At 69.2% G+C, this 22862-nt stretch carries 26 protein-coding genes and 1 pseudogene; 11 read left to right on the top strand and 16 right to left on the bottom strand.

What is annotated here, in order from left to right:
* From istA to ACTWPV_RS05695, 3 genes are all read right to left on the bottom strand, one after another.
* Positions 1–757 (bottom strand): IS21 family transposase (gene istA / locus ACTWPV_RS05705; protein ID WP_443150873.1); only part of this gene is annotated, 757 nt, incomplete at its 3' end.
* A gap of 141 nt (positions 758–898) precedes the next feature.
* A complete protein-coding gene (locus tag ACTWPV_RS05700; protein ID WP_443150872.1) occupies positions 899–1915 on the bottom strand; it encodes an ATP-binding protein in 1017 nt (338 codons plus the stop codon).
* Positions 1912–2079 carry a tellurite resistance TerB C-terminal domain-containing protein gene (locus ACTWPV_RS05695; protein WP_443150899.1) on the bottom strand — a complete coding sequence of 56 codons (168 nt, stop codon included), beginning with the start codon at positions 2077–2079 and terminating at the stop codon, positions 1912–1914. The genes ACTWPV_RS05700 and ACTWPV_RS05695 overlap by 4 nt, the downstream gene beginning before the upstream one ends.
* Before the next feature lie 36 nt (positions 2080–2115).
* On the opposite strand from ACTWPV_RS05695, the gene ACTWPV_RS05690 reads away from it, so the two are divergent.
* Positions 2116–2532, top strand: a complete 417-nt coding sequence (locus tag ACTWPV_RS05690; RefSeq protein WP_443150871.1) for an ATP-binding protein — start codon at positions 2116–2118, stop codon at positions 2530–2532.
* A 163-nt stretch (positions 2533–2695) separates the two neighbouring features.
* The gene (locus tag ACTWPV_RS05685) at positions 2696–2872 is read left to right on the top strand and encodes a hypothetical protein (RefSeq protein WP_443150870.1); all 177 of its coding nucleotides are present in this window, start codon (positions 2696–2698) and stop codon (positions 2870–2872) included.
* 93 nt (positions 2873–2965) lie between these two features.
* On the opposite strand, the gene ACTWPV_RS05680 is transcribed toward ACTWPV_RS05685, so the two are convergent.
* Complete coding sequence (locus ACTWPV_RS05680) at positions 2966–3343, bottom strand: hypothetical protein (protein WP_443150869.1); 378 nt, start codon at positions 3341–3343, stop codon at positions 2966–2968.
* Positions 3344–3742: 399 nt separating this feature from the next.
* Between ACTWPV_RS05680 and ACTWPV_RS05675 the strand changes: the two genes are divergently transcribed.
* The 3 genes and pseudogenes from ACTWPV_RS05675 (at position 3743) to ACTWPV_RS05665 (ending at position 5402) form a co-directional block, all read left to right on the top strand.
* Positions 3743–3898, top strand: coding sequence for a hypothetical protein (locus tag ACTWPV_RS05675; RefSeq protein WP_443150868.1), 156 nt, complete (start codon positions 3743–3745; stop codon positions 3896–3898).
* A 9-nt stretch (positions 3899–3907) separates the two neighbouring features.
* Positions 3908–4509: pseudogene (locus ACTWPV_RS05670) on the top strand (pPIWI_RE module domain-containing protein).
* Complete coding sequence (locus ACTWPV_RS05665; RefSeq protein WP_443150898.1) at positions 4473–5402, top strand: RNAseH domain-containing protein; 930 nt, start codon at positions 4473–4475, stop codon at positions 5400–5402. Before ACTWPV_RS05670 ends, ACTWPV_RS05665 begins: the two are co-directional and overlap by 37 nt.
* Positions 5403–5729: 327 nt before the next feature.
* Here ACTWPV_RS05665 and ACTWPV_RS05660 read toward each other — a convergent pair whose 3' ends face one another.
* Genes ACTWPV_RS05660 through ACTWPV_RS05615 form a run of 10 tightly spaced genes read right to left on the bottom strand, consistent with a single transcriptional unit; the run spans position 5730 to position 15338 of the window.
* Positions 5730–6353: a nuclear transport factor 2 family protein gene (locus ACTWPV_RS05660; protein ID WP_443150867.1), complete on the bottom strand. Its 624-nt coding sequence runs from the start codon at positions 6351–6353 to the stop codon at positions 5730–5732.
* A 16-nt stretch (positions 6354–6369) separates the two neighbouring features.
* Positions 6370–7797, bottom strand: coding sequence for an aldehyde dehydrogenase family protein (locus ACTWPV_RS05655; RefSeq protein ID WP_443150866.1), 1428 nt, complete (start codon positions 7795–7797; stop codon positions 6370–6372).
* A 29-nt stretch (positions 7798–7826) separates the two neighbouring features.
* A complete protein-coding gene (locus ACTWPV_RS05650; RefSeq protein ID WP_443150865.1) occupies positions 7827–8510 on the bottom strand; it encodes a 3-oxoacid CoA-transferase subunit B in 684 nt (227 codons plus the stop codon).
* On the bottom strand, positions 8507–9169 hold the full coding sequence (locus ACTWPV_RS05645; protein WP_443150864.1) for a 3-oxoacid CoA-transferase subunit A: 663 nt from the start codon (positions 9167–9169) through the stop codon (positions 8507–8509). The genes ACTWPV_RS05650 and ACTWPV_RS05645 overlap by 4 nt, the downstream gene beginning before the upstream one ends.
* A complete protein-coding gene (locus ACTWPV_RS05640; RefSeq protein WP_443150863.1) occupies positions 9166–10359 on the bottom strand; it encodes a thiolase family protein in 1194 nt (397 codons plus the stop codon). The genes ACTWPV_RS05645 and ACTWPV_RS05640 overlap by 4 nt, the downstream gene beginning before the upstream one ends.
* A 28-nt stretch (positions 10360–10387) precedes the next feature.
* A complete protein-coding gene (locus ACTWPV_RS05635; RefSeq protein ID WP_443150862.1) occupies positions 10388–11470 on the bottom strand; it encodes an ABC transporter substrate-binding protein in 1083 nt (360 codons plus the stop codon).
* A complete protein-coding gene (locus ACTWPV_RS05630) occupies positions 11467–12438 on the bottom strand; it encodes an LLM class flavin-dependent oxidoreductase (RefSeq protein ID WP_443150861.1) in 972 nt (323 codons plus the stop codon). The genes ACTWPV_RS05635 and ACTWPV_RS05630 overlap by 4 nt, the downstream gene beginning before the upstream one ends.
* Positions 12439–13530, bottom strand: a complete 1092-nt coding sequence (locus ACTWPV_RS05625) for an ABC transporter substrate-binding protein (RefSeq protein ID WP_443150860.1) — start codon at positions 13528–13530, stop codon at positions 12439–12441.
* Between the two features lie 15 nt (positions 13531–13545).
* Positions 13546–14412, bottom strand: coding sequence for a hypothetical protein (locus ACTWPV_RS05620; RefSeq protein ID WP_443150859.1), 867 nt, complete (start codon positions 14410–14412; stop codon positions 13546–13548).
* Between the two features lie 35 nt (positions 14413–14447).
* Positions 14448–15338, bottom strand: coding sequence for a DUF6282 family protein (locus ACTWPV_RS05615; RefSeq protein ID WP_443150858.1), 891 nt, complete (start codon positions 15336–15338; stop codon positions 14448–14450).
* A gap of 210 nt (positions 15339–15548) precedes the next feature.
* Between ACTWPV_RS05615 and ACTWPV_RS05610 the strand changes: the two genes are divergently transcribed.
* The 5 genes from ACTWPV_RS05610 to ACTWPV_RS05590 all read left to right on the top strand — a co-directional run bounded on the left by ACTWPV_RS05610 (position 15549) and on the right by ACTWPV_RS05590 (position 19598).
* A complete protein-coding gene (locus tag ACTWPV_RS05610) occupies positions 15549–16328 on the top strand; it encodes an IclR family transcriptional regulator (RefSeq protein WP_443150857.1) in 780 nt (259 codons plus the stop codon).
* Positions 16329–16393: 65 nt separating this feature from the next.
* Positions 16394–17182: an ABC transporter ATP-binding protein gene (locus ACTWPV_RS05605; RefSeq protein ID WP_347642446.1), complete on the top strand. Its 789-nt coding sequence runs from the start codon at positions 16394–16396 to the stop codon at positions 17180–17182.
* A gap of 8 nt (positions 17183–17190) precedes the next feature.
* Positions 17191–18078 (top strand): ABC transporter permease, encoded by an 888-nt coding sequence (locus ACTWPV_RS05600; protein ID WP_443150856.1) that lies wholly within the window; start codon positions 17191–17193, stop codon positions 18076–18078.
* 3 nt (positions 18079–18081) lie between these two features.
* Complete coding sequence (locus ACTWPV_RS05595) at positions 18082–18843, top strand: HpcH/HpaI aldolase family protein (protein WP_443150855.1); 762 nt, start codon at positions 18082–18084, stop codon at positions 18841–18843.
* Positions 18840–19598 (top strand): SDR family NAD(P)-dependent oxidoreductase, encoded by a 759-nt coding sequence (locus ACTWPV_RS05590; protein WP_347642443.1) that lies wholly within the window; start codon positions 18840–18842, stop codon positions 19596–19598. The genes ACTWPV_RS05595 and ACTWPV_RS05590 overlap by 4 nt, the downstream gene beginning before the upstream one ends.
* 326 nt (positions 19599–19924) lie before the next feature.
* Here the strand turns inward: ACTWPV_RS05590 and ACTWPV_RS05585 are convergent, their stop codons facing one another.
* A complete protein-coding gene (locus ACTWPV_RS05585) occupies positions 19925–21175 on the bottom strand; it encodes a DUF5685 family protein (RefSeq protein WP_443150854.1) in 1251 nt (416 codons plus the stop codon).
* Positions 21176–21367: 192 nt separating this feature from the next.
* Here ACTWPV_RS05585 and ACTWPV_RS05580 point away from each other — a divergent pair, with 192 nt between their 5' ends.
* Complete coding sequence (locus tag ACTWPV_RS05580) at positions 21368–21748, top strand: hypothetical protein (protein ID WP_443150853.1); 381 nt, start codon at positions 21368–21370, stop codon at positions 21746–21748.
* Between the two features lie 258 nt (positions 21749–22006).
* Here ACTWPV_RS05580 and ACTWPV_RS05575 read toward each other — a convergent pair whose 3' ends face one another.
* A complete protein-coding gene (locus ACTWPV_RS05575; RefSeq protein ID WP_443150897.1) occupies positions 22007–22768 on the bottom strand; it encodes a glucose 1-dehydrogenase in 762 nt (253 codons plus the stop codon).
* Positions 22769–22862: the final 94 nt, after the last annotated feature.

Raw genomic sequence — 22862 nt, 5'->3', positions numbered from 1 at the left:
CCACCGTCAGGTCCTCGAACGGCGCCTGCGGAACGACCAGGTCCCGCTTGGCGTAGCCGACCAGGTTCTCCACGATCCCCTTCGACTCCGGATCGTTCGCCTCGCACCAGTCGGGCCGAAAGCCGTAGTGGGTGGCGAAGCGCACGTAGTCGGCGGTGGGGATGACCTTGTTGGCCACCACGCCGCCCTTCAGGCAGCCCATCCGGTCGGCCAGGACCACCTTGGGCACCGCGCCGAGAGCCTCGAAGCACGCGGCCAGGAAGGCCAGCGTGGTCTCGGCGCGCTCGTTGTCGGCGAAGCGGACGAACCGGAAACGTGACCAGGCCAGCACGGCGCAGAACACGTGCAGCCCGTCACCCGCGTCGCCCCAGTCGATGACCAGCATCTCGCCTGGTGTCCAGATGGCCGGGCGCCGCCCGCGCGGGTTCTGACGCCGCCATGCCTTCTTGGCCTCGGCGACCAGCCGCCGGAAGTTGCGCGCCGACCCGCCGTACCCGGCGGCCTGCGCCAAGGGCAGCAGCCGTTTGGCCGAGATCCTCGCATGCGTCGCGCGGACCTTGTCGGCCACCAGCTGGGCGACCGCGTCGTAGTTGTGCTCGCGTTGCCTGCGGGGCGGCGCCTTGTCCCCGGCCAGCGCCCGCTCGATGATGCGTTTGACGGTCTTGTGGGTGGTGCCGCACATCTCAGCGGCCCCACGATAGGTGCCTACCTCGCGGTAAGCAGCGATGATGTCCATGACTTCCCCCGAAGATTTCATGGCCCGGCAGACTCCCTGAGCGGTGATCACGTGACTGGCTCGACACCGTTACGATCACCGTTCAGGGGCACACCCCGCCCCACGACACACGGACAAGCACTCAAGGACGTGGGGACTTAAATCTGGCCACCAGCGGTGACCTCAACCCGGCCACCTGCGGCTACGCCGATGCGGTTGGCGCAGTGGTACATGAACGCGGCCAGCGCGTCGTCGGCCAGCAGAAGGCGTTCTCGGCCAGCCGTGACTGCAGGGCCGGGCCGGGTAGCTGAACAGGCCGCGGCGAGAGTCGGCGAGGAACTCCGGGGTGCCGCCGAAGACGAACCCGAGATGGGCGGCGGTGCCCTGCAGGGTGTCGTTGAGGATGCGCAGGATCTGCTCGTAGTTGGAGTTGCGGGCCTGGGTGGAGGCCAGCTTGTAGAGGTTTACCATCTCATCCAGGCACACCAGCAGCCCGTCGTAGCCTGCCAGCCGGACAAAGCGGCTCATCAGCTTCAGGTGGTCGTGGACGGTCGCGTCGTCGATGATCGTGCGTACGCCGAGCGCCGAGCGGGCCTCGGTCTTGGTGGCGTACTCGGCGCGCAGCCAGCGCACCGCCGCCGACTTGAGCTGCTCGTCGCCGCTGTCGTGGCCGCGCCAGTAGGCGCCGACGACCTCGGCGAAGTCGTAGCCGCCGGTCATCTCGCTCAGATGCGCCAGCCTGGCCCGGATGACCTGGGAGGGGTCGGTGCCGGTCTGCTGGGCCTCGGCCAGCGCGGTGGAGACGAAACGTTCCACCACGCTGCTCAGCGCTCCCCCGTCCGGTTTGGCGCGGGTGGCCAGGTTGCGCATCAGCTCGGCGTACAGGCTGCGGGCCTGACCGCCACTGGAGTGCAGGCGCCGATCCGGGTTGAGGTCGGCGTGCGCTGTGACCAGCTTCTTCTCCATCGCGACGGAACGCACCAGATGCAGGAAGAACGTCTTGCCAGCGCCGAACTCGCCGATCACGAACCGCACCGCCGAGCCGCCGTCGGAGATCCGGTCGATGTCGGTCACCAGCGCCTTCACCTCGGGCTCGCGTCCCACCTGGATGTGGCGCTGCCCGATGCGCGGCACGACGCCGGCCCGCAGGGACTGCAGCAGGGCGTCACGCTCTCGGGGACGGATCGCGGTCGATGTCACGTCAGCATCTCTCCCAGCAGGTTCCGGTCGACCCAGATGGGGTCGTCACCATCCAGTAGCGGCTCGCCCGCCAGCTCGTAGGCGGCCTCGTTGATGCGATCCAGCGCGCCGTCCGGCAGGAGTTTCCAGCGCGCCGCCAGCTGCTCGAACTCCGCCCGCGAAATCTGCTCTGCCGAGGTCAGTTCGCGTACCAGCCCGGAGTGCTGCCCGTCCAGCCCGGCTACGGGAGCGGCAGCGGGCAGCGGCGCGGCGACCGCAAGGCCGCGCGAGCCGACCCGTCCGCTCCACCTTTCGTACGAGACGACGCAGAGGCCTGCTGGGACCTGCCCGCCACCCCCGAGACGCCCGGCATCGCGCGCAAGCTCGTACGCGAGGCCCTCGCAGCGTGGGACCTGTCCGGCCTGGCCGACGACCTGGCCGTGGTCGTCTCCGAGGTCGTGACCAACGCAGTGGTCCACGCGAAGTCCGCGATGACCCTGTCCCTGCACCGGCAGGGCGGAAACGTCCGGGGCGAGGTGGCCGACCACAGCCCCGTCTGGCCGACCCCACTGCCTGCGGAGCCGGACGAGGAGCACGGACGCGGGCTGGCCATCGTCGCGGCCTACACCGAACGATGAGGTGTCGATCCGATGCCGGGCGGCAAGATCGTCTGGTTCGTCTGCGAAGCCGGTGCCCGTCCGGCCGATCCGCAACCCGCCCGCCATGTCAACTCAACGTGATTAGGAGGGCGCCCAGTTCCTCGGCCGCAGCCCAGTGACCGGCCACTGGGGCGGCTAGCTCATGGCCGACGGCATCACCTGGCGCGCCCTGCCCGGCGACGGACCGGCCCCGTACTGGGACGAGAACGGCGAGCAACATCCCGAAGACGGCTCGCTCGGTTCAAGTGTCGCCGCACTCACCGGGCTGTCACGCGAGAAGATCGACCAACTCGGCGGGGCCGGCGAGTGGAAGGACTGATCTCTTGCCGGGTCCGCCCCACGCTCAGATGTCTGCGCGACGGCCTATGTCCACCCTCATGGCTCAGGCGATCCATACGCCCCCTGGCAGCCGTCAGGCGCTCACTTTCAATTGGTGGACACGCTGCTTGGACAAACCCATGACACGTGCCGTGTCCGGCTCCGACCAGTGGCTGGTCAGCACCCTCGCGGTCTTGACCGCTAGTTCCGCAGCGCGCTTGGCATGCGCTTCGGCCAGTTCCTTCTCGCGACTGTATTCCGCCACCACTCCCGCCACCTCCTCAGGGAGATCGAAGACGAACTCCACGGCGGGAGTCTCCTCGGGCCATGCCCAGGCGTGAATCTCCGCCAAGTCGCGCTCCAGTCGGGACAGGGAGCTTGCCACGCCGACTCCTTCGACCTCACCGGCAGGGCAGCGCGACACCCACCGCCGGTTTTCGTAGGTGACGACATACGTAATCGTCTTGCTCATCGGCTCATCCTCTCTACGACCGCCTCCAGCCGCTTGACGGCTTCGCGAAAGAGCTCCGGGTCGCGATCCGGGTTGGCAGGAATCATGACGGGGACCGAGAATGACGCCATCCTTGATCACACGTAGCGCGCACATGTCGCCTTTGAGGTGGTACAGCCAGTCAGCCGTAGCGCCTGCGGCCGCCACGATTGTTGCCACCTCGGCGAGCTGCCGCATGTGTGGGGAAGGATCTCGGCCATGATGAGGAGCATATCGCACTAGGAAGTATCTTCCTAGTGCGATAGGAGCCCCTCTCCTAGCGGGCAGCCCTTCCTTGGTCGCAATCGTCCGGGATAGCTGGCTCCGCCGAACGGCTCGGCCATACCCTGGTGCCCCACCACTCGCCCCTGGAGGTTCCGCGTGCCGCAGCTCGCCTTCGCCAACACTTTCTGGGAGAGCTTCGACGCTCTGGAGAAGCCGGTCAAGGCGGGCGTACGCAAGGCCATGACACGGTTCCAGCAGCTCTCCATCGCCGAGCTGTACGCCGACAAGGGCCTGCACCTGGTGGTGATCTGACGTATATGCGTGCCGAGCCACCGGTCGAGGAGGTACTGGAAGGTCTCGCGGCCGCCTTCATGCAGGGAGAGCTTGAGAGTCCGCGCCGAGCTAGCGGCGTCCCCGCCCGTCTGGGAGATGGTCGAAGCCGAGCTGCTCCGCTGCCCCACGACCCCGATCGGTGGCACGGCCGCGCCCCTCGCGCACCAGTTCCCGCTCAGCACCGACTGGCTGGCGAGGCGCGTCCTGGCGCTCGGCTCGTACGAGCACGCCGCCGGCCGGCTCCACTTTCGCGCCGTGCCCCGCGGCCTTAAAGACAAGGGCGCCGAACTGGTCTCTCAACCGCTTCCAGCACACGTACCTGGTGGTATTCGGTCGTTCTCAACATCACCCTGCACACCGTTCCCTTCGACCCTCTCCCCCGATCTCATCTGCATTTCGGCATCCGCCGCTGGACGACACGGGTCAGATCGACGACCGGCAGGGTCCACCTGCCGTACCGGCGCAGGACGACGGTGTTGTTGCGACCGCGAGTGCCGTACCTGCCGGGAGCCCCGCTCAGTGAGCGCTACGCGCTGGCCAAGGTGGAACGCCGCTGGGAACGTGGATCCCGTACCCCTCGTTGCTGCTGAAGCTGACGCGGCTCGCAGAGGTTACTGTGCCCAGCGCCGAGAACAGCGAGCCGGGCAGCTACCACCGCGCCATGGACGAGCAGCGGCGCGACACGGAAGAGTGGCTGCAGAAGATGCTGCGCTCCCTGCGCGGCGCTCCCACGCTGCTCCTCGCCCATGGACAGAACGCCCGCTCGCACTGGACGTGGCTGCAGGACGGCCACGTGGAACCAGACCGCATCCGCGACGGCCACGCGCCGGCCCGACGGCTGCACCCCAATCTTCGGCTCGTCCGCATGCGAACCGCGCAGGGCCGGGAGACCGCTCAATGGTGGGGCGTCAACCCGAAGGACGAGGCGAACGGACTGCCGTCTCACCTTTGGGTTCCGCCGTTCGACGGGGCGAGCCGCGTCTTCTACAGCACCACCCCCAAGCCCGTCCAGTTCCAGACCTCGGCCATCAAGGCTGACAAACGGGCCCCCCGCCGGGCCGGTGAGGGCGACACCAGGATCGACACCAGTGTCCCGGGCTGGAATCCCGGGCTGGTGGAGATCGCCGTTCTCGGATGCCATCAGGACGACGGTGACGATCCGGAGTCGCTGGCGCTCTCCGTCCATCTGCTGCGTCAGCCGCCGGACTACCCGCAGGCCCTCGCTCTGCCCCTGCCGCTCCATCTGGCGGGGCTTGGCCAGGAATATGTCCTGCCGACGCTCGCGGAGGAGGTCGAGGATGAGACTGCCGCTGTCGAGGATGGGCAACCCCAGATGCTGGCGTCATTCCCGTGGGTGACGGCGCACTCGACCCGGCCACGGCCGCAGGACTTTTCACGGAGCCGCGTCCCGACGAGGATCGGCCAGCGTCACCTTTTGACGCGTGAGGTGCGAGCCGGAACCCAGCCATCGATGGCTTTCTAGCTATTTTTTCTCACCGGGCGAAGGACTTGCGCCGGGTGAGCTCGTCCATCAGTATCCGCGTGGCCGCAGGGCCACCGCCAGATCTTGATCCGGTGCTTCACCTTCTCGGGAAACAGACCACGGAAACCGTCGGCCCCCTTCCACTCCTCCGATGCGTCACTGTGGCCCTGACCAGTCGAGATGGCCGCCCCCAACACCCATAATGGCCATAGTCAAGAATGCGTGGCTGCTCGGTGGTTGCTCGTGGGTTCAAGTCTCACCCGCCTTACTTTTCGACGCAGGTGCTACCTGCGGCTTCCTTGATCCCGTATCAGTGAGAACTTTGGACTATCCCCCGCCGGTGAGCCAGGCGGTCTCACCCTTGTGGAACGCGTCGAGCTCGGCCGGCCGGTCGTCGCCGAGCAGGTCCTGACTCACCGTCACGCCGCGGGTCGACTGGATCCAGGTGAGGAACCGGTAGGACGGCCGAAGCCCAGCCAGCTGGGCCACGTCCACCGGGAGCACCTCACCCGCGTGGACGGGGCGCAGCTCGTCGCGCTCCAGCAGGACTTCGAAGCTCATCAGCCTCCACCGTCCTTCGTCCCGAACGGCACGTGAGAAGAACCGGCAGTAGGCGTGGAAGTCGACCTCCACTCCCTCCACCGTGGTCCGGTTGAAGATCTTCGCCGGGCTCTCGACGGTCGCCCGGTCGCCGTCGACCCGCGCGTAGGCGGGGAAGACCCAGTGCTTGCTGTTCCCGGTCCGCCCCATCCACGTCTTCGTCGCCTCGACGTAGGCCTCGCCGCCGCGTCCGTCGTACCACGTGGTCCGGACGTAGGCGTCGTCGTGGAAGCAGTCACGCATCACGTCGAAGAGTCGCTGGTCGCGGGCGAAGCGTTCCCGCCTCACCAGGTCGAAGAGCTCCGCGCGGTCCAGGAGGACTGCCAGCCGCTCGCTGTGGTCAGGGTTCACCAGGTCGTCCTCTCGTTCACTGCGGATAGCCGAGCACGGCCTTCACCTCGAGGTACTCCTCGAAGCCGAATCGCCCGAACTCTCGTCCGTTCCCGGACTGCTTGTAGCCGCCGAACGGCAGGCTGCGGTCGAACGGAGCGCCGTTGAGGTAGACGCGGCCCGCGCGGATGCGGTTGGCGACCCTGCGGGCGCGGTCGGGGTCCTTCGACTGCACGAAGCCCGCCAGCCCGAACGGCGTGTCGTTCGCGATCTCGACGGCCTCGTCCTCGGTCTCGTAGAGCAGGATCGAGAGCACGGGGCCGAAGATCTCCTCGCGCGCGATCCGCATCTGCGGCGTGACGTCGCCGAACACGGTCGGGCGGACGTAGAACCCCTCGTCGAGCCCGTCGGGGCGCCCCGGGCCGCCGACCACGAGCGTCGCGCCCTCGTCGATCCCCGACTGCACGAGCGCGGTGATCTTCTCCAGCTGAGCCTGGCTCACCACGGGCCCCATCGTGGTCGACGGATCGAGCGGCTCCCCGAGACGGACCTCCTCGACCGCCCGTCGCGCAGCGGCGTACGCCTCGTCGCGCTGAGAGCGGTGCACGAGCATCCGCGTGGGCGACTGACAGTTCTGGCCGGCGTTGGTGAAGCACGAGTGCACCCCGGTGACGACCGCGGACTCCAGGTCCGCGTCGGGCAGGATGATGTTGGCCGACTTGCCACCGAGCTCGAGCGCGACGCGCTTCACCGTGTCGGCCGCGAGCTTGGAGACCCTGATGCCGGCACCGGTCGAGCCGGTGAGCGAGACCATGTCGATGTCGGGGTGCGCCGCGATGGCCTCACCGACCGTGGGACCGTCACCGTTGACGAGGTTGAACACGCCGGGCGGCAGCCCGGCGTCGTGGATGACCTCGGCGAGCACCATGGCGCTGAGCGGCGCGATCTCGCTCGGTTTGAGCACCACGGTGCATCCCGTGGCAAGGGCCGGGGCCACCTTCGACGCGACCTGGTTCAGCGGCCAGTTCCACGGCGTGATGAGACCGCAGACGCCGATCGGCTCGCGCCGTACGATCCCGGCTCCCATCTCCTCCTCGAAGCGGTAGTCCGCGAGCACGCGGGCCGCCTCCTCGAAGTGGAACAGCGCCACCGTGGCCTGGCGTTCCGTCGAGAACGTGATCGGCGACCCCATCTCGCGCGTCATCGTCCGGGCGATCTCGGGCAGCCGAGCCCGGAAGCCGGAGATGATCCGCTCGAGGTACGCCAGCCGTTGCTCCACGCTGACGTGCGAGTACGCGGCGAAGGCCGCGCGCGCCGCCACCACCGCGCGGTCGACGTCCTCGGCCGTCCCGAGGCTGATCTCCGCGAACGTCTCCTCGGTCGCGGGGTCGAGGACGCCCAAGGTCCGCGGCGCGGCCGGATCGACCCACGCGCCCCCGATGTAGAACTGGCGCCTTGCGGACATGTCGCTCTCCAACCTCCTGACGAGCGTGGTCACGGTGCCGCCACGGTGAGCGGGACGTCGACGCGCGAGCGGAGCTCGTGGAACGAGATCCCCCACGTCTCCCGGACGAGGACGTGGTCCCCGCCGGTGATCTCGAATGTGGCGACGTCGGTATAGACCCGGTCCACGCACCGCAGCGCGGTGAGCGGATACGTGCATTCCCTGACGAGCTTCGGCTCGCCGGTCCGGGTGAACAGCGACATCAGCACGTAGACCTGCCTGGCGCCCACGGCGAGGTCCATCGCCCCGCCGACCGCCGGGATCGCGTCGGGCTCGCCGGTGTGCCAGTTGGCGAGATCCCCCGCTGCCGAGACCTGGTAGGCGCCGAGGACGCACAGATCGAGGTGGCCGCCTCGCATCATGGCGAACGAGTCGGCGTGGTGGAAGTACGAGGCGCCGGGCAGCTCGGTCACCGGGAACTTGCCGGCATTGATCATGTCGGGATCGATCGCGTCGCCCGTCGCCGCCGGCCCCATGCCGAGCATGCCGTTCTCGGTGTGGAGGATGACCCCCGACTCCGGGGGGAGGTGGTCGCCGACGGTCGTGGGCTGACCTATGCCGAGGTTGACGTACGCCCCGCGGGGGATGTCGCCCGCGAGCACCCGGGCCATCTCGTCCCGTCCGAGCGGGCCACGGTCGGTGTGCTCGACGATGCTCGGAGACACCATGCTCATGACGACACCCGCACGATCCGGTCGACGTAGATGCCTGGGGTGACCACGGTCTCAGGATCCAGCGCTCCCGGCTCGACGACGTGCTGCACCTGCACGACGGTGGTCGTCGCGGCCGTCGCCATGACGGGAGCGAAGTTGCGTGCCGTCTTGCGGTAGACGAGGTTCCCGAGGGTGTCCGCGGTGTGGGCGCTGATGAGCGCGACGTCGGCGGCGATGGGCAGCTCGAGGACGTACGTCCGGCCGTCGATCTCGCGGGTCTCCTTTCCCTCCGCGAGGATGGTCCCGACTCCGGTGCGGGTGTAGAACCCGCCGATCCCGGCTCCGGCGGCGCGCATGCGCTCGGCAAGGTTCCCCTGCGGCGCGACCTCGAGCTCGATCTTCCCGCTGCGGTACAGCTCGTCGAAGACCCAGGAGTCCGTCTGCCGGGGGAACGAGCACACGATCTTGCTCACCCGCCCGGCCGCGAGCAGCGCCGCGAGCCCGGTGTCGGCGTTGCCCGCGTTGTTCGACACGACGGTGAGGTCTCGCGCTCCCTGCCGGATCAACGCGTCGATCAGGTCGAACGGCATGCCGGCCGTGCCGAAGCCGCCGACCAGCACCGTCGAGCCGTCGGCGATGCCGCTGACCGCCTCGTCGACAGAGGTGCAGAGCAGCGTCATGCGACGTTCTCCAGCACGACCGCCAAGCCTTGACCCACACCGATGCAGATGGCTGCCACGCCCCATCGTTCACCGGACTCCGCGAGCCGCGCCGCGAGGGTCCCGAGAATGCGCCCGCCCGAGGCACCCAGTGGGTGCCCGATGGCGATCGCCCCGCCCTTGGCGTTGACGACCTCGGCGTCCCGCAGCCCGAGCTCGAGCCAGGCGTCGACACAGGCGATCGACTGGACGGCGAACGCCTCGTTCAGCTCGACGGCGCCGATGTCGTCCCAGGTGATGCCCGCCCGCTCGAGCGCGCCGTTGGCGGCCTCGACCGGGGCGTAGCCGAACTGCTGCGGCTCCAGCGCCGCCCAGCCGCGACCGGCGATCCGCGCGACCGGGTCACGGCCGATGGTCGCGGCCGCGCTCGCCGAGCCCAGCAGGACCGCGCTAGCGCCGTCGTTCAACGGTGAGCAGTTGCCGGCGGTGATCGTCCCGTCGGGCCGGAACGCCGGCTTCAGCCCTGCCAGCGCCTCGAGCGAGGTGCCGGCCCGGATGCTCTCGTCCTGGACCAGGTCGGTGCCGGGGACGGGCACCACGAGGTCGTCGTAGAAGCCCTTCCGCCACGCCTCCGCCGCGAGGCGGTGCGAGCGAGCGCCGAACTCGTCCTGCCGCTCGCGCGAGATCGAGAACTTCTCCTGCAACTGCTCGTTGCACTCGCCCAGCGAGGCCGTCCACTCGGCGGGCATCCGCTCGTTCACCAGCCGCCAGCCCAGCGTCGTGGAGACGGCGGTGACGTCGCCTGCCGGGAACCGGCGCGACGGCTTCGGCAGGACCCACGGCGCCCGCGTCATCGACTCCACGCCTCCGGCGATCGCGATCTGCGCGTCGCCGACCTCGATCATCCGTGCGGCCATCATGGCGGCGTCCAGCGACGAGCCGCAGAGCCGGTTCACCGTGGTGGCGGTCACCGAGACGGGCATGCCCGCCAGCAGCACGGCCATCCGGCCGACGTTGCGATTGTCCTCGCCGGCGCCGTTGGCGTTGCCCCAGAACACGTCGTCGACCAGGCCGGGATCCAGGCCCGGCGAGCGGTCGAGAAGCCCCTTCAGCGCGGTCGCGGCCAGATCGTCGGTCCTCGTGTCGGCCAAGGCTCCGTTGAACCGGGCGAACGGGGTCCGGACCGACGCGTACACGAATGAGCTGCTCATTCGGGTCGTCTCCACTTCCTGCCCCATCTCAGGAGGCGTCCTTCGCTTGCTTGCGGATGTCGTCGTAGGGGAAGTCGTTGATGGCGTCGAGCAGGTCGGTCGTGTAGATCTCCGTGGCCGGGAACGCCTTGCCCACGAGCCCGGCGGAGGCCATGAACTCAACCATCCCGGTTGCCGCCTTCGGATCGATCCGGCCCCAGTCGCCGTCCTCGACGCCCTGGTCGGCCAGCCGGACCTGGAGGATCTTGACCTGGGACGCCATCGCGTCCTTCTCCGGTCCGGTGCCCCGGGTCTCCGGGTGGAGCTTCCACAGGTCGCGGATCGCGGCCTCGGGGTTGGCCTGGGCGAAGGCGAAGCCCTTCGCGATGGCGCGACCGAACCGCTCCAGGACGTCCTTCCTCTCGTCGATCGTCTTCCGCGTCGCCGCGAACCCGCCGCCCCAGATGCCGGCGGTCTGGGGCACGGGCAACGGGGTGAGCTCGATCCCTGCGTCCTCGACGATCGCGTACTGGGTGTCCCAGAGGGCCAGCGCATCGACCTGGCCGCTCTTGATGGCGTTGATCTGCTGGGCGCCGGCACCGATCGGCACCAGGCCGGCGGCGTTCTCGCTCATCCCGTTGAGCTTTATCGCGGTACGGGCGAACGTCCCGCCCGAGCTGGCCACCGCGGTCACCCCGATCTTCCTGCCCTTCAGGTCGGCGACGCTCCGCACAGCCGAGCCCTGGGGCAGCTGCAGGCTGTAGATCCAGTGCGGGTAGTACGACGCGAAGTAGACCAGGTCCAGGTTCTTGGCGTGACCGATCGCGACCGGCTCACCGGTCATCAGCGCGACGTCGGCGCCCCCGGCGGCCAGCTGCTGCGCCGACTGCGTGCCGGAGGGGAACAGCTGGACCTCGACGTCGAGCCCCTCGTCCTTGAAGTAGCCCTCGGCCTCGGGGACCACCAGGGTGGTGTAGCCGGCGTTCCAGCTGGGCGCGCTCAGGGCGAAGGTGACTTTGTCGAGGCCGGCGCCGCCCGCCGGGTCGCCCCCCTCCGCACCGCACGCGCCCAGCGTGGCCACCAGCAGGACGCCCGCGAACAGGCCGGTCAGGCTCTTGAGCCGTCTCGTCATCGTCGGTCTTTCCCATCAGAGCTCGTGTTCGTGTCGTGCCAGTGCGGGAGGACGTGCCGCCCGACGAGGTCGAGCGTGTGGCGGGCGACCTCCGGCGGCGTGCCGAGCGGGGCGACCCGCAGCTGGACGGACGTGACCCCCGCCCGTACGTACCGGTCGATCGTCGCGTCGATGTCGTCGGGCGTGCCCACCATGGGGAGCTCGGGCTCGGCAGGGCCGTCCGCACCCGGCCACAGGCCCCGTCCGGTGTAGTAGCCGGTCGCGGCCTTCAGGTGGCGCGCGGCGAGTTCGCGGGCGGTGGCGGCGTCCTCGTGGACGACGCAGAACCTGGTGGTGGCGACCGTTCCCGCCGTCCCGCCGCGACCCGACCAGTAGGCGGCCGCCTGCTTGAACAGCAGGTCGTCGCGGTAGTTCGTCGCGCCGTAGAATCCGTCGGCGAGCGTCGCGGCACGACGGGCCGAGGCGGCCACCTTGCCGCCCACCAGGATCCGCGGCCCGCCGCGCCGCACCGGGGGCGGGACCGCCACCGGCGCGCCGGCACCCGGGACGCCGGACCAGGCGTCGCGCAGCAGCTTCAGCGTGGCGTCGAAGGCCGCGCCGGCCGGACCTGACGCGGGCAGCCCGACCCGTTGGGCGACCTCCGGGCTGCCGAGCCCGAGGCCGAGGGTGAGCCTCCCGCCGCACAGCTGGTCGAGCAGCGCGGCCTCGTAGGCCAGCTTCTCCGGACTGTACGCGCGCAGGAGCAGCACCGCCGATCCCAGCGCCAGGGACGTCCGCCCGGCCAGATGCCCCAGGACCACCAGGACGGACGGGAGGTGGAACGGCTGAGCGGCCGCGTGATAGCTCTCACCCACCCACGCGGAGTCGAAACCGTGCCGCTCCGCGCGGGCGAGCAGCGTGACCGCGCGATCCACCTGTGGGCGGACCGGCTCCTGGGAGCTCAGGTCGAGCGCGATCCCCAGCCGCATTCAACTGGCGCTCTCTGCTTGCTTGACGACGTCGTCGTAGGAGAAGTCGTTGAACGCCTTGAACATCTCGTCGGTGTAGATCTCCTTCACCGGGAACTTCTTGATCAGCCCGGCTGAGGCCATGAAGTCGAGCGAACGGGTGAACGCCGCCTCGTCGATCCGGCCCAGGGTCTTGTCGTCGAAGCCCTGTCCGTCCAGGCGTACCTCGAGGACCTTGACCCCGTCGGCCAGCGCCTTCTCCTCCGGTTCCGACCCGCGGGTCTCCGGATAGAGCTTCCACAGGTCGCGGATCGCGGCCTCGGGGTTGGCCTTGGCGAAGACGAACGCCTTCGCCACCGCACGGCCGAACCGTTCGAGGACGTCCTTCTTGGCCTCGAGGTTCTTGCGGGACGTCGCGAAGCCGCCGCCCCACGCGTCCGCCGTCTCCTTGACAGGAAGCGGCGTCAGGGTGACGCCGGCGTTCCTGACGATCTGGTACTGGATGTCCCAGAGCGCCAGCGCGTCGACCTGGCCGCTCTTGATGGCGTTGATCTGCTGGGCGCCGGCGCCGATCGGCACCAGCGTGGCTCCGTTCTGGCCCAGCCCGTTGAGCTCCATCGCGGTACGGGCGAACGTCGCGCCGGAGCTCGCGACCGCGGAGACGCCGATCTTCTTGCCCTTCAGGTCGGCGATGCTCTGCACGGCCGAACCGTCCGGCACCTGCAGGCTGTAGATCCACTTCGCCCAGTAGGAGCTGAAGTAGGCCAGGTCCAGGTCCTTGTCGTGGCCGATGGCCACGGGCTCGACCGTCATGAGGCCGAGGTCGGCACCGCCGCCGGCGACCTGCTGCGCCGCCTGGGTGGCCGACGGGAACAGGTTGGTCGTGACCTTCAGACCCTCCTGCTCGTAGAAGCCCTCGGCCTCGACGACGGCCATGACCGCGTAGCCGGCGTTCCAGCTCGGGGACGCCATCGCGAACGTCACCGGCGTCAGCTCGCCGGACTCGGCCGGGTCCCCGGATCCGCTGTCGGAACCGCACGCGCTCAGCGTTACGACCGCGCACAAGACGGCGACCGCACCACTGACGACTTTCACCGCTCGTCCGGTCTTCACGATGGAACCTGCCTCTTACTGGTTGGGGAGGGGGTAGGTGTCTTCGTTGAGCACTCGGCCCGGCGTCAGGGAGAAGTCCAGGCGCGGCGGGCAGAAGATGTCGATCAGCTGGTTGGTCCCCGGACCGACGGCCTCGCTGGTGTGGATCATGGGCGGCGGGATCACGGCCACGGAAGGACTGCCGCACTCCAGGTGCCGGTCCTCGCGCCACTCGCTGCGCCGCCTGGACCACGGGGTCCGCAGGTGGTGGACGTACTCACCCTCCACGGCGAGCGAGCACTGCTCGAAGTCGTCGTGGTCGTGCGGCGAGAGGGTGTTCGGATCGCGCGGGCCGATCCTGGGCGCCAGGAAGTTGACCATGAAGGTGCTGCACCGCACGATCTGGCCCGGGCGGATGGCGTCCTGCGTCACCTGCAGGTCGGCCAGCCGGTAGGCCCGGATGCGGTGACCCTCCGGCGGGTCGGGCCACGGCTCGAACGGCTTGGTGTTCGGGTGGGGATCGGCGTACGCGTCCCGGTTGCGTGCCTTGTCCAGCATGTCGGTGGACCGGGAGCTGAACAGCCGTACGACGGTGCAGTCGTCGACGCCGACGATCGCGCTGCTGCCCGGCGGGACCATCACCACGGCCTTGCCCGAGACCGACTCGGACTCCCGCGACGCACGGATGACGACGCTGCACTCCTCGTACGGGAGGATCGCGACGTACTCGTCCGGCTGATCATCCCGGTCCAGCACGTCGCCGGCGACCAGCGTCGTGTAGGCGAGCACGAAGTTGTGTCCGCGGAAGTACCACGTCGATGATCCGCCAGGGGTCGTCTCGTCGGGATCGCCCGTACCGAGGTCGGAGAACTCCACGTCGGGCGGGGTGGCCAGGGTGGTCATCGTCTGTCCTTTCTGGTCAGCGGCAAGATGCCGGTTCAGTCGTCCAGGCCGAGCAGGAAGGCCGGGTTGTCGCAGAAGATCTGCCGCAGCGACCTCTCGTCCAGGCCGAGGTCCAGCAGCGCGGTCGCGACCCGGATGTAGGAGTCCACCGGCAGCGGCCGGTCCTTCTGGCCGAGGTCGGAGGCCATCACGGTGTGCTCGGGGCCGATCCTCTCGATCCAGTTGAGGAGGAGTCTCGGGTCCCACTTCTTGGTCCCCTCGGGGTCGTAGAAGCCGGTCTCGTGCTCGATGAACGCTCCGTAGCCGACCAGCTCACGGCACTTCGCCTCGTCCGCGCCGATGACGTAGTCGGGATGGTTGAGCAGCATCCTGGTGACGCCCTTGTCCTTGGCCGCGGCGAACAGCTGGGCGATCGACTCGGTCTCCATGTGCCCGCCGGTCACCATCGCGCCGGTCTCCTTGACCAGGTCGAGCACCTCGTAGACCTCGGGGATGAGCTCGCCGTTCTCCTGGTGGACGTCGACCTTGGACGACGGCACCTCGACGCTCGCCGTGGGGAAGCCGACGCCCTCCGGATGGCATTCGATGTGCCGGCCGGCCGAGAACGTCGGAAACCACACGGCCTTGCCCCCCATGCGCAGGCACATGGCCACCGCCTGGGGGTTGATGCCGCCGATCATGCTGTTCAGGGTGATGCCGCCGAAGACCGGAGTCTTGATCTTGGCCAGCCGGTCGTTCATCGCGAGCAGGTCCATGACCGTGTTGTGGTGGTGGGACTTCACCAGCACGCCGCGCATGCCGAGCCGCTCGCCGTCCTTACCGGCCTCGGCGTGGTCGATCCGTCGGGGGAACGGGTTCGGGCCGGAATGGCAGTGCAGGTCAACGCAGCCGTCGAGCAGCTTGATGATGGCGGGGGTGTCAGTCATGAAGTCTCCGGGTGTCGGCGGAAGTTCACATCACCGTTCGCATCACAGACTGAAAGTTCGCTATCCGGTCTGTCAATAGGGTGCGTACCGAAACACTTGCCTGAAACACGTGGAAAACCTTGCAGCAATCCCGAGGGCGTGCATACCCTCTGTCCGTACTGCGAACTACGAGAACTCTCTACGGACATCAACGCGACGGGGTGGGGGCCGATGACGGAGCGCCAGGACGACAGACAGGTGACTGCTCGCGAGCAGGACATCCAGGCGGTGAGCCGGACCGCGCAGATCCTCGGACTGTTCGGTCCTGAGACTCCTGAGCTCTCCGTCGCGGAGGCCACCCGCCGGCTCGGCCTGAACCGGACCACGGTGCACCGCTACTTCAGCTCGATGATCGGCTGCGGGCTGCTCGAGCGCGTGGAGGACTCCGCACTCGTCCGTCCAGGACGGTCGATCCTGCAGCTCGGCAGCTTCGCGCTGGGCCGGCAGCGCATCATGCAGATGGCGCCGGCCCACATGCGCGAGCTCGTCCGCGAGATCAAGGTCAGCACCGTGCTGTCGCTGTGGGGCACCTCAGGACCGGTGGTCTCGCTGGTGGAGGAGGCCGAGCACCCCACCCTCGTGACGGTGCGCGTGGGCTCGCAGCTCGCGCTGGACTCCTCGCAGGCCAAGGTCTTCCTGGCCTTCCTCCCCGACCAGTTCAACGCCGACCGGCTCACCGGCAGCCTCCCCGAGCCCCAGCGCACCGAGACGCGCCAACGCATCGAGGAGATCCGGCAGGCCGGCATGAGCAGTCACGTCAACCACCGCGGCATCTGCGTCGTCGCGGCGCCGGTGTTCGCGGCGACCGGGATCTGCGCCACGATCGCGGCCGTCGGCACCGAGCGGATGCTGCCGGCGGCGCTGGACTCCCGGGAGGCCACGGCGTTGAAGGCCGTCTGCAAGCGACTGACCAAGGAGATGGGCGGCACGTGGCCCGAGGGGGCCGGCTGATCGCTGCTGGCACGACAACCGAGGCGCGGGCAGCCTGCGCTCGAACCAGGTGAGGAATGACAGACATGCCGACCAGTACCGACACCGACTACGTGATCCGCCTGGACTCGGTGTCCATGCTCTACCCGACGAAGTCCGGCGGGACCGTCCAGGCTCTCGACGACGTGTCCCTCAGTGTCCGAGCCGGTGAGTTCATCTCCATCGTCGGTCCCAGCGGCTGCGGCAAGAGCACGCTGCTGCGGATCATCATGGGGCTGTCCCGCCAGACCTCAGGACAGGTCACCTTCGGGCCGTCGGACGACACCCACCGCAACCAGCTCGGGATGGTCTTCCAGCAGCCGCTGCTGCTGCCCTGGCGTACCGTGCGGAAGAACCTGCTGACCTCGCCTGACCTGCACCAGCGCCGGGACGCCGGCACCCACGCGAAGGCCGACGAGCTGCTGGTGATGCTCGGCCTGGAGGAGTTCGGCGACCGGTACCCGAACGAGCTGTCCGGCGGGATGCAGCAGCGGGTCGGGATCGGCCGCGCCCTGATGCACGACCCGCGCATCCTGCTCATGGACGAGCCGTTCGGCGCCCTCGACGCGATGACCCGCGACCAGATGGGACTGGACCTGCTGAAGATCTGGGACCAGGACCGCAAGACCGTGCTGTTCGTGACGCACAGCATCCCCGAGGCGGTGCTCCTCGCCGACCGCGTCGTGGTCATGACACCGCGACCCGGCCGGTTGGCGGACGTCGTCGAGGTCGCGCTCCCTCGGCCACGGCGGCTCGAGAACATCAACACGCCCGAGTTCGGCGAGATCGTCCTGAAGATCCGCAAGCTGCTCGACTCCGAGCACAGCGCCCACTAGGAGCACTGATGTCCACCAACACCAAACGCCACGCAGCCGGCCGAGAGGCACCCGCCGTCCCGGACGGCGAGACCGTGCCGGTGGAGGCGCCCACGAGCTCGGACGCCCCGGCCCGACGCCGCCGAGTACCGGAAATCACCTACAGCGTGCTGGTGTTCATCGGGCTGCTGGTGGTCTGGCAGGCCGTCGTGGAGATCTTCGACGTCTCCGACATCCTCGTCCCCGCGCCCACGGCCGTCGCCGCCTCCCTGGTCGAAGGCTTCCAGGACGGCAGCCTGATCACCCACTCGCTCGTCACCCTGAAGGAGATCCTGATCGGGTTCGGCATCGCGGTCGGCTCCGCACTGGTCTCCGCCGTGCTCATCACCCAGTTCAGGACGGTGGAGCGGGTGCTCTTCCCGCTGCTCATCCTGACCCAGACCATCCCCAAGGTCGCCATGGCGCCGCTGCTGATCGTCTGGTTCGGCATCGGGATCAGCTCGAAGGTGCTGACCGTGGCCCTGATCGCGTTCTTCCCCCTCCTGATCAACGCCATCCTGGGATTCCGGTCCGCCGCCTACGAGCAGGTCGAGATGCTCCGGTCATTCGGCGCGTCCCGCATGCAGGTCATGCGGCACCTGCAGATCCCGTCGGCGCTTCCGCACATCTTCGCGGGGCTGGAGGTCGCCGTCATCCTGTCCGTGACCGGCGCCGTGGTCGCGGAGTTCGTGGGCAGCTCGGAAGGTCTGGGCTACCTGATCCAGGCGACCAACTTCACCCTGGACGTGGCCAGGACCTTCGCGGTGATCGTCGTGCTGTCGGCCGTCGGCATCGCCCTGCATGCGGTCGTCGTACAGCTCGGCAAGTGGCTGGTCTTCTGGACCTCCACCCCCAACGAGACCGCCGGTGAGGTCTGAGCCATGACACGGATGCGCGACGGAATCAACGGCGGCACGCTCGGGACCTGGATCAAGCTCGCCAGCCCCGAGAGCGTCGAGATCATGGCGTACGCGGGCTTCGACTTCGTGGTCATCGACCTCGAGCACACGACACTCGACCTGGGCGCCGCCTCGACCCACATCGCGATGGCCCGCGCCCTCGGGGTGGACCCCCTCGTCAGGGTGCCCGACCACGGCCTCAGCGTGATCCAGCGGGTCCTGGACGCCGGCGCGGCCGGTGTGATCGTGCCGCACGTCGACACGGTGGAGCAGGCCCGGGCGCTCGTGCGGGCCACCCGCTTCCCGCCGCGCGGCGACCGCGGGTCCGGCGGCACCAGCCGAGCGGGTCGCTGGGGGCTGCTGCCACGGGCGGACTACCTCGACGAGCGGGTTCTGTGCGTCGTCCAGCTCGAAAGCGAGCCGGCGATGAAGAACGCCAGGGAGATCCTGGCCCTCGACGGCGTCGGTGCCGCGCTGGTCGGGACGGCCGACCTGTCGATGTCGATGGGCGTCGCGGCGGGCGGCGACGAGGTGGACCGGCTCGTCACGGCCGCGCTGGAAGCCGCCGCCGCGGCAGGCGTGCCCATCGGCACCGCGTCAGCCACGAGCGACCAGGCCAGGGCCGCGCTGGCCCGGGGCTACGACTACGTGGTGGTCAGCAACGACACCTCGATCCTCGCCGGCGGAAGCCGGGCGATCGTGAACGCGGTGAAAGCGCCCGTAACCGAGGGAGCCGCCCGATGAGCGCGCCACGTGTCGCCATCGTGACGGGCTCGAGCTCCGGCATCGGCGAAGGCATCGCCCGCGCGCTCGCGGCCGACGGCTTCACCGTCGTGGTGAACTCGGCCACCTCGGTCGACGCCGGTGAGCGGCTCGCGGCCCAGCTCCCGGGGGCGAGCTACGTCCAGGCCGACATCGCCGATCCCTCCGACGCCGTGCGCCTGGTGGAGACGGCCGTGGAGCGGCACGGCCGGCTCGACCTGCTGGTGAACAACGCCGGGGTGTCGCGACCCGTCCCCCACGCCGACCTGGACGCGATCACCGCCGACGACTGGCACCGGATCCTCGGCGTCAACGTCGTCGGGACGTGGCAGGTCTCCGTCGCCGCCGTGAAGGTCATGGAGCCCGGCGGCCAGATCATCAACATCACCTCGGTGGGCGGCTCGCGCCCCCTCGGCAGCTCGATCCCCTACTCCGTCAGCAAGGCCGCGCTCGACCACCTGACGAGGCTGCTGGCCAAGGCCGTGGGTCCAGACGTCCGGGTGAACGCGATCGCCCCGGGGCCGCTCCAGACCCGGCTGACCTCGGACAGCCTCGCCACGCGGGCGGCGCGCACCGGGGCAATGACACCGCTGGGCCGGCTCGGGCAACCATCCGACGTCGCAGCGATGGTCCTGGCGCTCATCAAGGCCCCCTTCGTCACCGGTGAGGTGATCCACGTCGACGGCGGCATCAACCTCGTCACCCACCTCGACGTGCCTCGCAACGACGACGCGTGATCCGTCCCGGCCCGTGAGGTCAAGCGGTGCGCTGCGCTGCGATCGGCAGGCGCAGTGCCCGATCCACCAAAGCCCTTGATCCCCATGGGGAATTCAGGGCTTTTCGCATTTCTCCCCCTGTTCACCTGAAAGCGGTCCCGCATCGAGGGGCCGACCTCCCCGTACCGAGGGACTGCAGATTGAGGACTAACGCTTCGATCTGCTGCAAGGCACTGACGTTGGCCTCGGCGGCATCAAGTCCTCTGACCGGGACCGGTTCGCGGTGCCGCGTGTCCTCAACCGGGTTCCCCGGCGTGCCTGGCCCCGGCAGTGAGCAGTCGCGGCCGTCAATCGCAGCCGCAGCTGCAGCCGTCGCACCCGCAACCGCCGTCCTCGCCCGAGCAGCAGGAACAACAATTACCGCAGTTGCCGCAGCACTCGTAACCGGAACAGTCGAAGCGCTCGCAGCAGGAGCCCTCGCGGCCGTCGTCCCAGGCGGGCCGGTACAAGCCGCAGGTGCAGCAGGTCAACGCGCCGCACGCCAGCGACAGCAGCCCGCCGGGATCCCGCTTCGGCGGCCGTCGTCCCGGCGGTGCGCCGGGATCGCCGGGCGGGTGGCCCGGTGAATGACCTGGTGAATGACCTGGTGAATGACCCGGTGAATGACCCGGCGCGTGACCGGGGCCGTGACCGGGGCCGTGCGTGCCTGCGGCGGCTTGCGATCCGGCGGTGGCGAAGGCTCGGGAGACGGCGTTGCCGGTTTCCCGTACCAGCAGGGCGCGGGTCAGGGCGCGGCGAGGCAGGTCGAGCGCATTCACGGCGGCGCGCAGGTCGGCGTGCGCGGCGTCGCAGTGGCGGCGCGCCTCGTCCAGGTCGGTGCCGGTGGCGGCCAGCGGGTTGTACGCCCCGGACGCCCGGTCGTCGGCCAGGTCCTCCACCGCATCGATCAGGTGGGCCAGTCTTCCGAACCCGCGACCGGCCGCCGCCAGGGCCTCGCGGTTGTGGGGCTTGCCCGCGAGCACCCCCGTGTGCGCGAACGCCGCCGCTACGGCGTCCTCGGTGGGCCCCGTCAACTCTCGCAATCCGGTCGCCGCGCCGCTGCCCGGGGGCCTCTGGGCGGGGATGCGTTCCAGGAGGGCCTGGCGGGCGGCCGCCGCCGTCAGCGGGGTGGGATCGAAGCCCAGCGTGCCGGCCGTGGCCGTACCGGCGGAGGACCAGCGGCCCGCCAGGCGGGTGGCGCCGGCGGCCAGGGGGCGGCAGGCGTACATGCCGTCGCCGTCCGCCACGTGGTCGTTCACCTTGCCGGCCGCCAGGAGCAGCGACACCGAGGCCGCCAGCCGTACCCCCTCGGACTCCACCACGTCGGCGCCCTTGAAGCCGCGCAGCGCGCACGGGCCCGCCTTCCGGCGTGACGTGGGCGCGGACGTCTGGGCCTCGGTCAGGACGGACACGAGCAGGCCGTCGTAGTTGGTCACCAGACGGGACAGGTGTCCGTGCTCGTCGCGGAGGGCCAAGCAGAGTCCGCACAAGTGGCCCATCCAGGCCGCGTAGAGGCCCTTGCACAGGACGTGCTGGCATGGGCGGACAATGCCGAACATACGTCCCCTTATGGTAATAATGGAGAGCCAACCGTAGCAGCAGGCCGTCAGAAGATGCGGCAACGGCGGGAGAATCCCCAGGAAACGCCGCTCCGGAGCACCGCGGTCGCCGAGGCCGCGGCACCGTGGAACCCTGCCTCGCCGCGACCCGACCCGGCAGTGCGGGGCCAGGCGGGCTGGTAGAAATGCGGCATGGGCGAATCTGTCGGGTATCCCCCGCAGCCGAACGTGCCGCCGGTCCGGCGGATCTACAGCCGGACGTACCGGGTGTGGGCCCATGTGCTCCTGTGGACACCGATCGCGATCACGGTGACCGGTGTCGTCGGCGGCCTGGGGCTGTTCGCGGTCGCCGACGCCGACCCGACGTACGGTTCATCCGGTCTCGGCTATCTCGGCCTCGTCGTATGGGGCGCCCTCACGGTCGGGTCACCGGTCCTGCTCGGGTCGTTCAGCTTCGCTGACACGCCGACGACGGCCGGCAAGCACACGTACGTCATCCAGCTGGTGGGGAACTCGGCAACCGAGCCGGCGAAGACCACCCACGTGGTCGTCGTCTCCCAGCCCTCCGTGTAACCTCCCGGGGTGACGGCGATCCGGATCGCCGTCACCCATGTCGTTGGGCACGCCGAACCACGGAACTCAGCCCGCTTGGGTCTTCCCGCCACGACGTGCACCGGCGACTTCATCGAACCCAGGGCACACCAAAGTCTCCATCAGTCCCGACGCGGTTCTTGTCCGACGCCTCCGGACAGACGCTGGTGCAGGTGTCCCGGGTGAAGGTGGAGGAGACGTCGGCGACCCGACCTCAAGGGAATCGACTTGACCCGAGGGTCAGGTGTCGGGGTGCTGCGTCATCATGGCCCGTCCGGACGTCCAGCCGCCGTCCACCGTGATTTCCGCACCGGTCATGTACGAGGCCGCGTCCGAGATGAGGAAGGACACTGCCTCGCCGATCTCCTCCGGGACGCCGATCCGGCCCAGCGGGGCCGGCGGGAAGTTGCCTTCTCCCAACTGCGCGTTACGCTCCATGGTGATCGGGGTGTAGATCACGCCCGGGTTCACGGCGTTGACGCGAATCCGGTGGCGGCCCAGTTCCGTCGCGGCAATCTTGGTCAGGCCGCGGACGCCCCACTTGGACGTCCCGTACCCCGAGGCCCCAGGAAGCCCGATCAGGCCCGAAACGGAGGCGATGTTGACGATCGAGCCGCCGCCGGCCGCCCGCATCGCTTCGATGACCGCCTTCAGCCCGAGGAACACCCCGGTCAGGTTGACCTTCAGCACGCGTTCGAACTGCTCCAGCGTCTCGCTCTCGAGAGGTGCCCCCGCGGCGATTCCGGCGTTGTTGACCAGGCCGTCCACCCGGCCATAGCGCTCGAGAGTCGCCTCCGTCACGCTCTTCCAGCCATCCTCGCTGGTCACATCGTGGCGGAGGAACAGGCCCCGGATCTCGGAGGCGGTCTTCGCTCCCTGTTCGTCGAGCAGGTCGGTGACCACCACCGTGGCTCCGTCCCGAGCCATGCGGGCGGCCACGGCCGCACCGATCCCGCGGGCGCCACCCGTCACGATCACTACCTTGTCCTGCAGATCAGACATCTCATCCCTTCCTGTTGTTCGTCGATTCGTTGAGCTGAGTCGCCGGGAAACGCGGCTGTCAGGCGTTCGAGCCGCCGGTGGCCGCGGTTTCACG

Source organism: Nonomuraea sp. KM88, from assembly GCF_052245635.1.
Taxonomy (GTDB): domain Bacteria; phylum Actinomycetota; class Actinomycetes; order Streptosporangiales; family Streptosporangiaceae; genus Nonomuraea.
Note: the sequence above shows the minus strand (reverse complement) of the source record. Positions and strands in the feature narration are given on the sequence as shown.

Bases quoted from the DNA above. Each gene is read 5' to 3' on its own strand.
- ACTWPV_RS05615 (WP_443150858.1), bottom strand. From the start codon at position 15,338: ATGACTGACACCCCCGCCATCATCAAGCTGCTCGACGGCTGCGTTGAC.
- ACTWPV_RS05645 (WP_443150864.1), bottom strand. From the start codon at position 9,169: ATGACGCTGCTCTGCACCTCTGTCGACGAGGCGGTCAGCGGCATCGCC.
- ACTWPV_RS05650 (WP_443150865.1), bottom strand. From the start codon at position 8,510: ATGAGCATGGTGTCTCCGAGCATCGTCGAGCACACCGACCGTGGCCCG.
- ACTWPV_RS05655 (WP_443150866.1), bottom strand. From the start codon at position 7,797: ATGTCCGCAAGGCGCCAGTTCTACATCGGGGGCGCGTGGGTCGATCCG.
- ACTWPV_RS05680 (WP_443150869.1), bottom strand. From the start codon at position 3,343: ATGAGCAAGACGATTACGTATGTCGTCACCTACGAAAACCGGCGGTGG.
- ACTWPV_RS05685 (WP_443150870.1), top strand. From the start codon at position 2,696: ATGGCCGACGGCATCACCTGGCGCGCCCTGCCCGGCGACGGACCGGCC.
- ACTWPV_RS05635 (WP_443150862.1), bottom strand. From the start codon at position 11,470: ATGACGAGACGGCTCAAGAGCCTGACCGGCCTGTTCGCGGGCGTCCTG.
- ACTWPV_RS05590 (WP_347642443.1), top strand. From the start codon at position 18,840: ATGAGCGCGCCACGTGTCGCCATCGTGACGGGCTCGAGCTCCGGCATC.
- ACTWPV_RS05585 (WP_443150854.1), bottom strand. From the start codon at position 21,175: ATGTTCGGCATTGTCCGCCCATGCCAGCACGTCCTGTGCAAGGGCCTC.
- ACTWPV_RS05610 (WP_443150857.1), top strand. From the start codon at position 15,549: ATGACGGAGCGCCAGGACGACAGACAGGTGACTGCTCGCGAGCAGGAC.
- ACTWPV_RS05630 (WP_443150861.1), bottom strand. From the start codon at position 12,438: ATGCGGCTGGGGATCGCGCTCGACCTGAGCTCCCAGGAGCCGGTCCGC.
- ACTWPV_RS05605 (WP_347642446.1), top strand. From the start codon at position 16,394: ATGCCGACCAGTACCGACACCGACTACGTGATCCGCCTGGACTCGGTG.
- ACTWPV_RS05595 (WP_443150855.1), top strand. From the start codon at position 18,082: ATGACACGGATGCGCGACGGAATCAACGGCGGCACGCTCGGGACCTGG.
- ACTWPV_RS05575 (WP_443150897.1), bottom strand. From the start codon at position 22,768: ATGTCTGATCTGCAGGACAAGGTAGTGATCGTGACGGGTGGCGCCCGC.
- ACTWPV_RS05620 (WP_443150859.1), bottom strand. From the start codon at position 14,412: ATGACCACCCTGGCCACCCCGCCCGACGTGGAGTTCTCCGACCTCGGT.
- ACTWPV_RS05640 (WP_443150863.1), bottom strand. From the start codon at position 10,359: ATGAGCAGCTCATTCGTGTACGCGTCGGTCCGGACCCCGTTCGCCCGG.
- ACTWPV_RS05600 (WP_443150856.1), top strand. From the start codon at position 17,191: ATGTCCACCAACACCAAACGCCACGCAGCCGGCCGAGAGGCACCCGCC.
- ACTWPV_RS05580 (WP_443150853.1), top strand. From the start codon at position 21,368: ATGGGCGAATCTGTCGGGTATCCCCCGCAGCCGAACGTGCCGCCGGTC.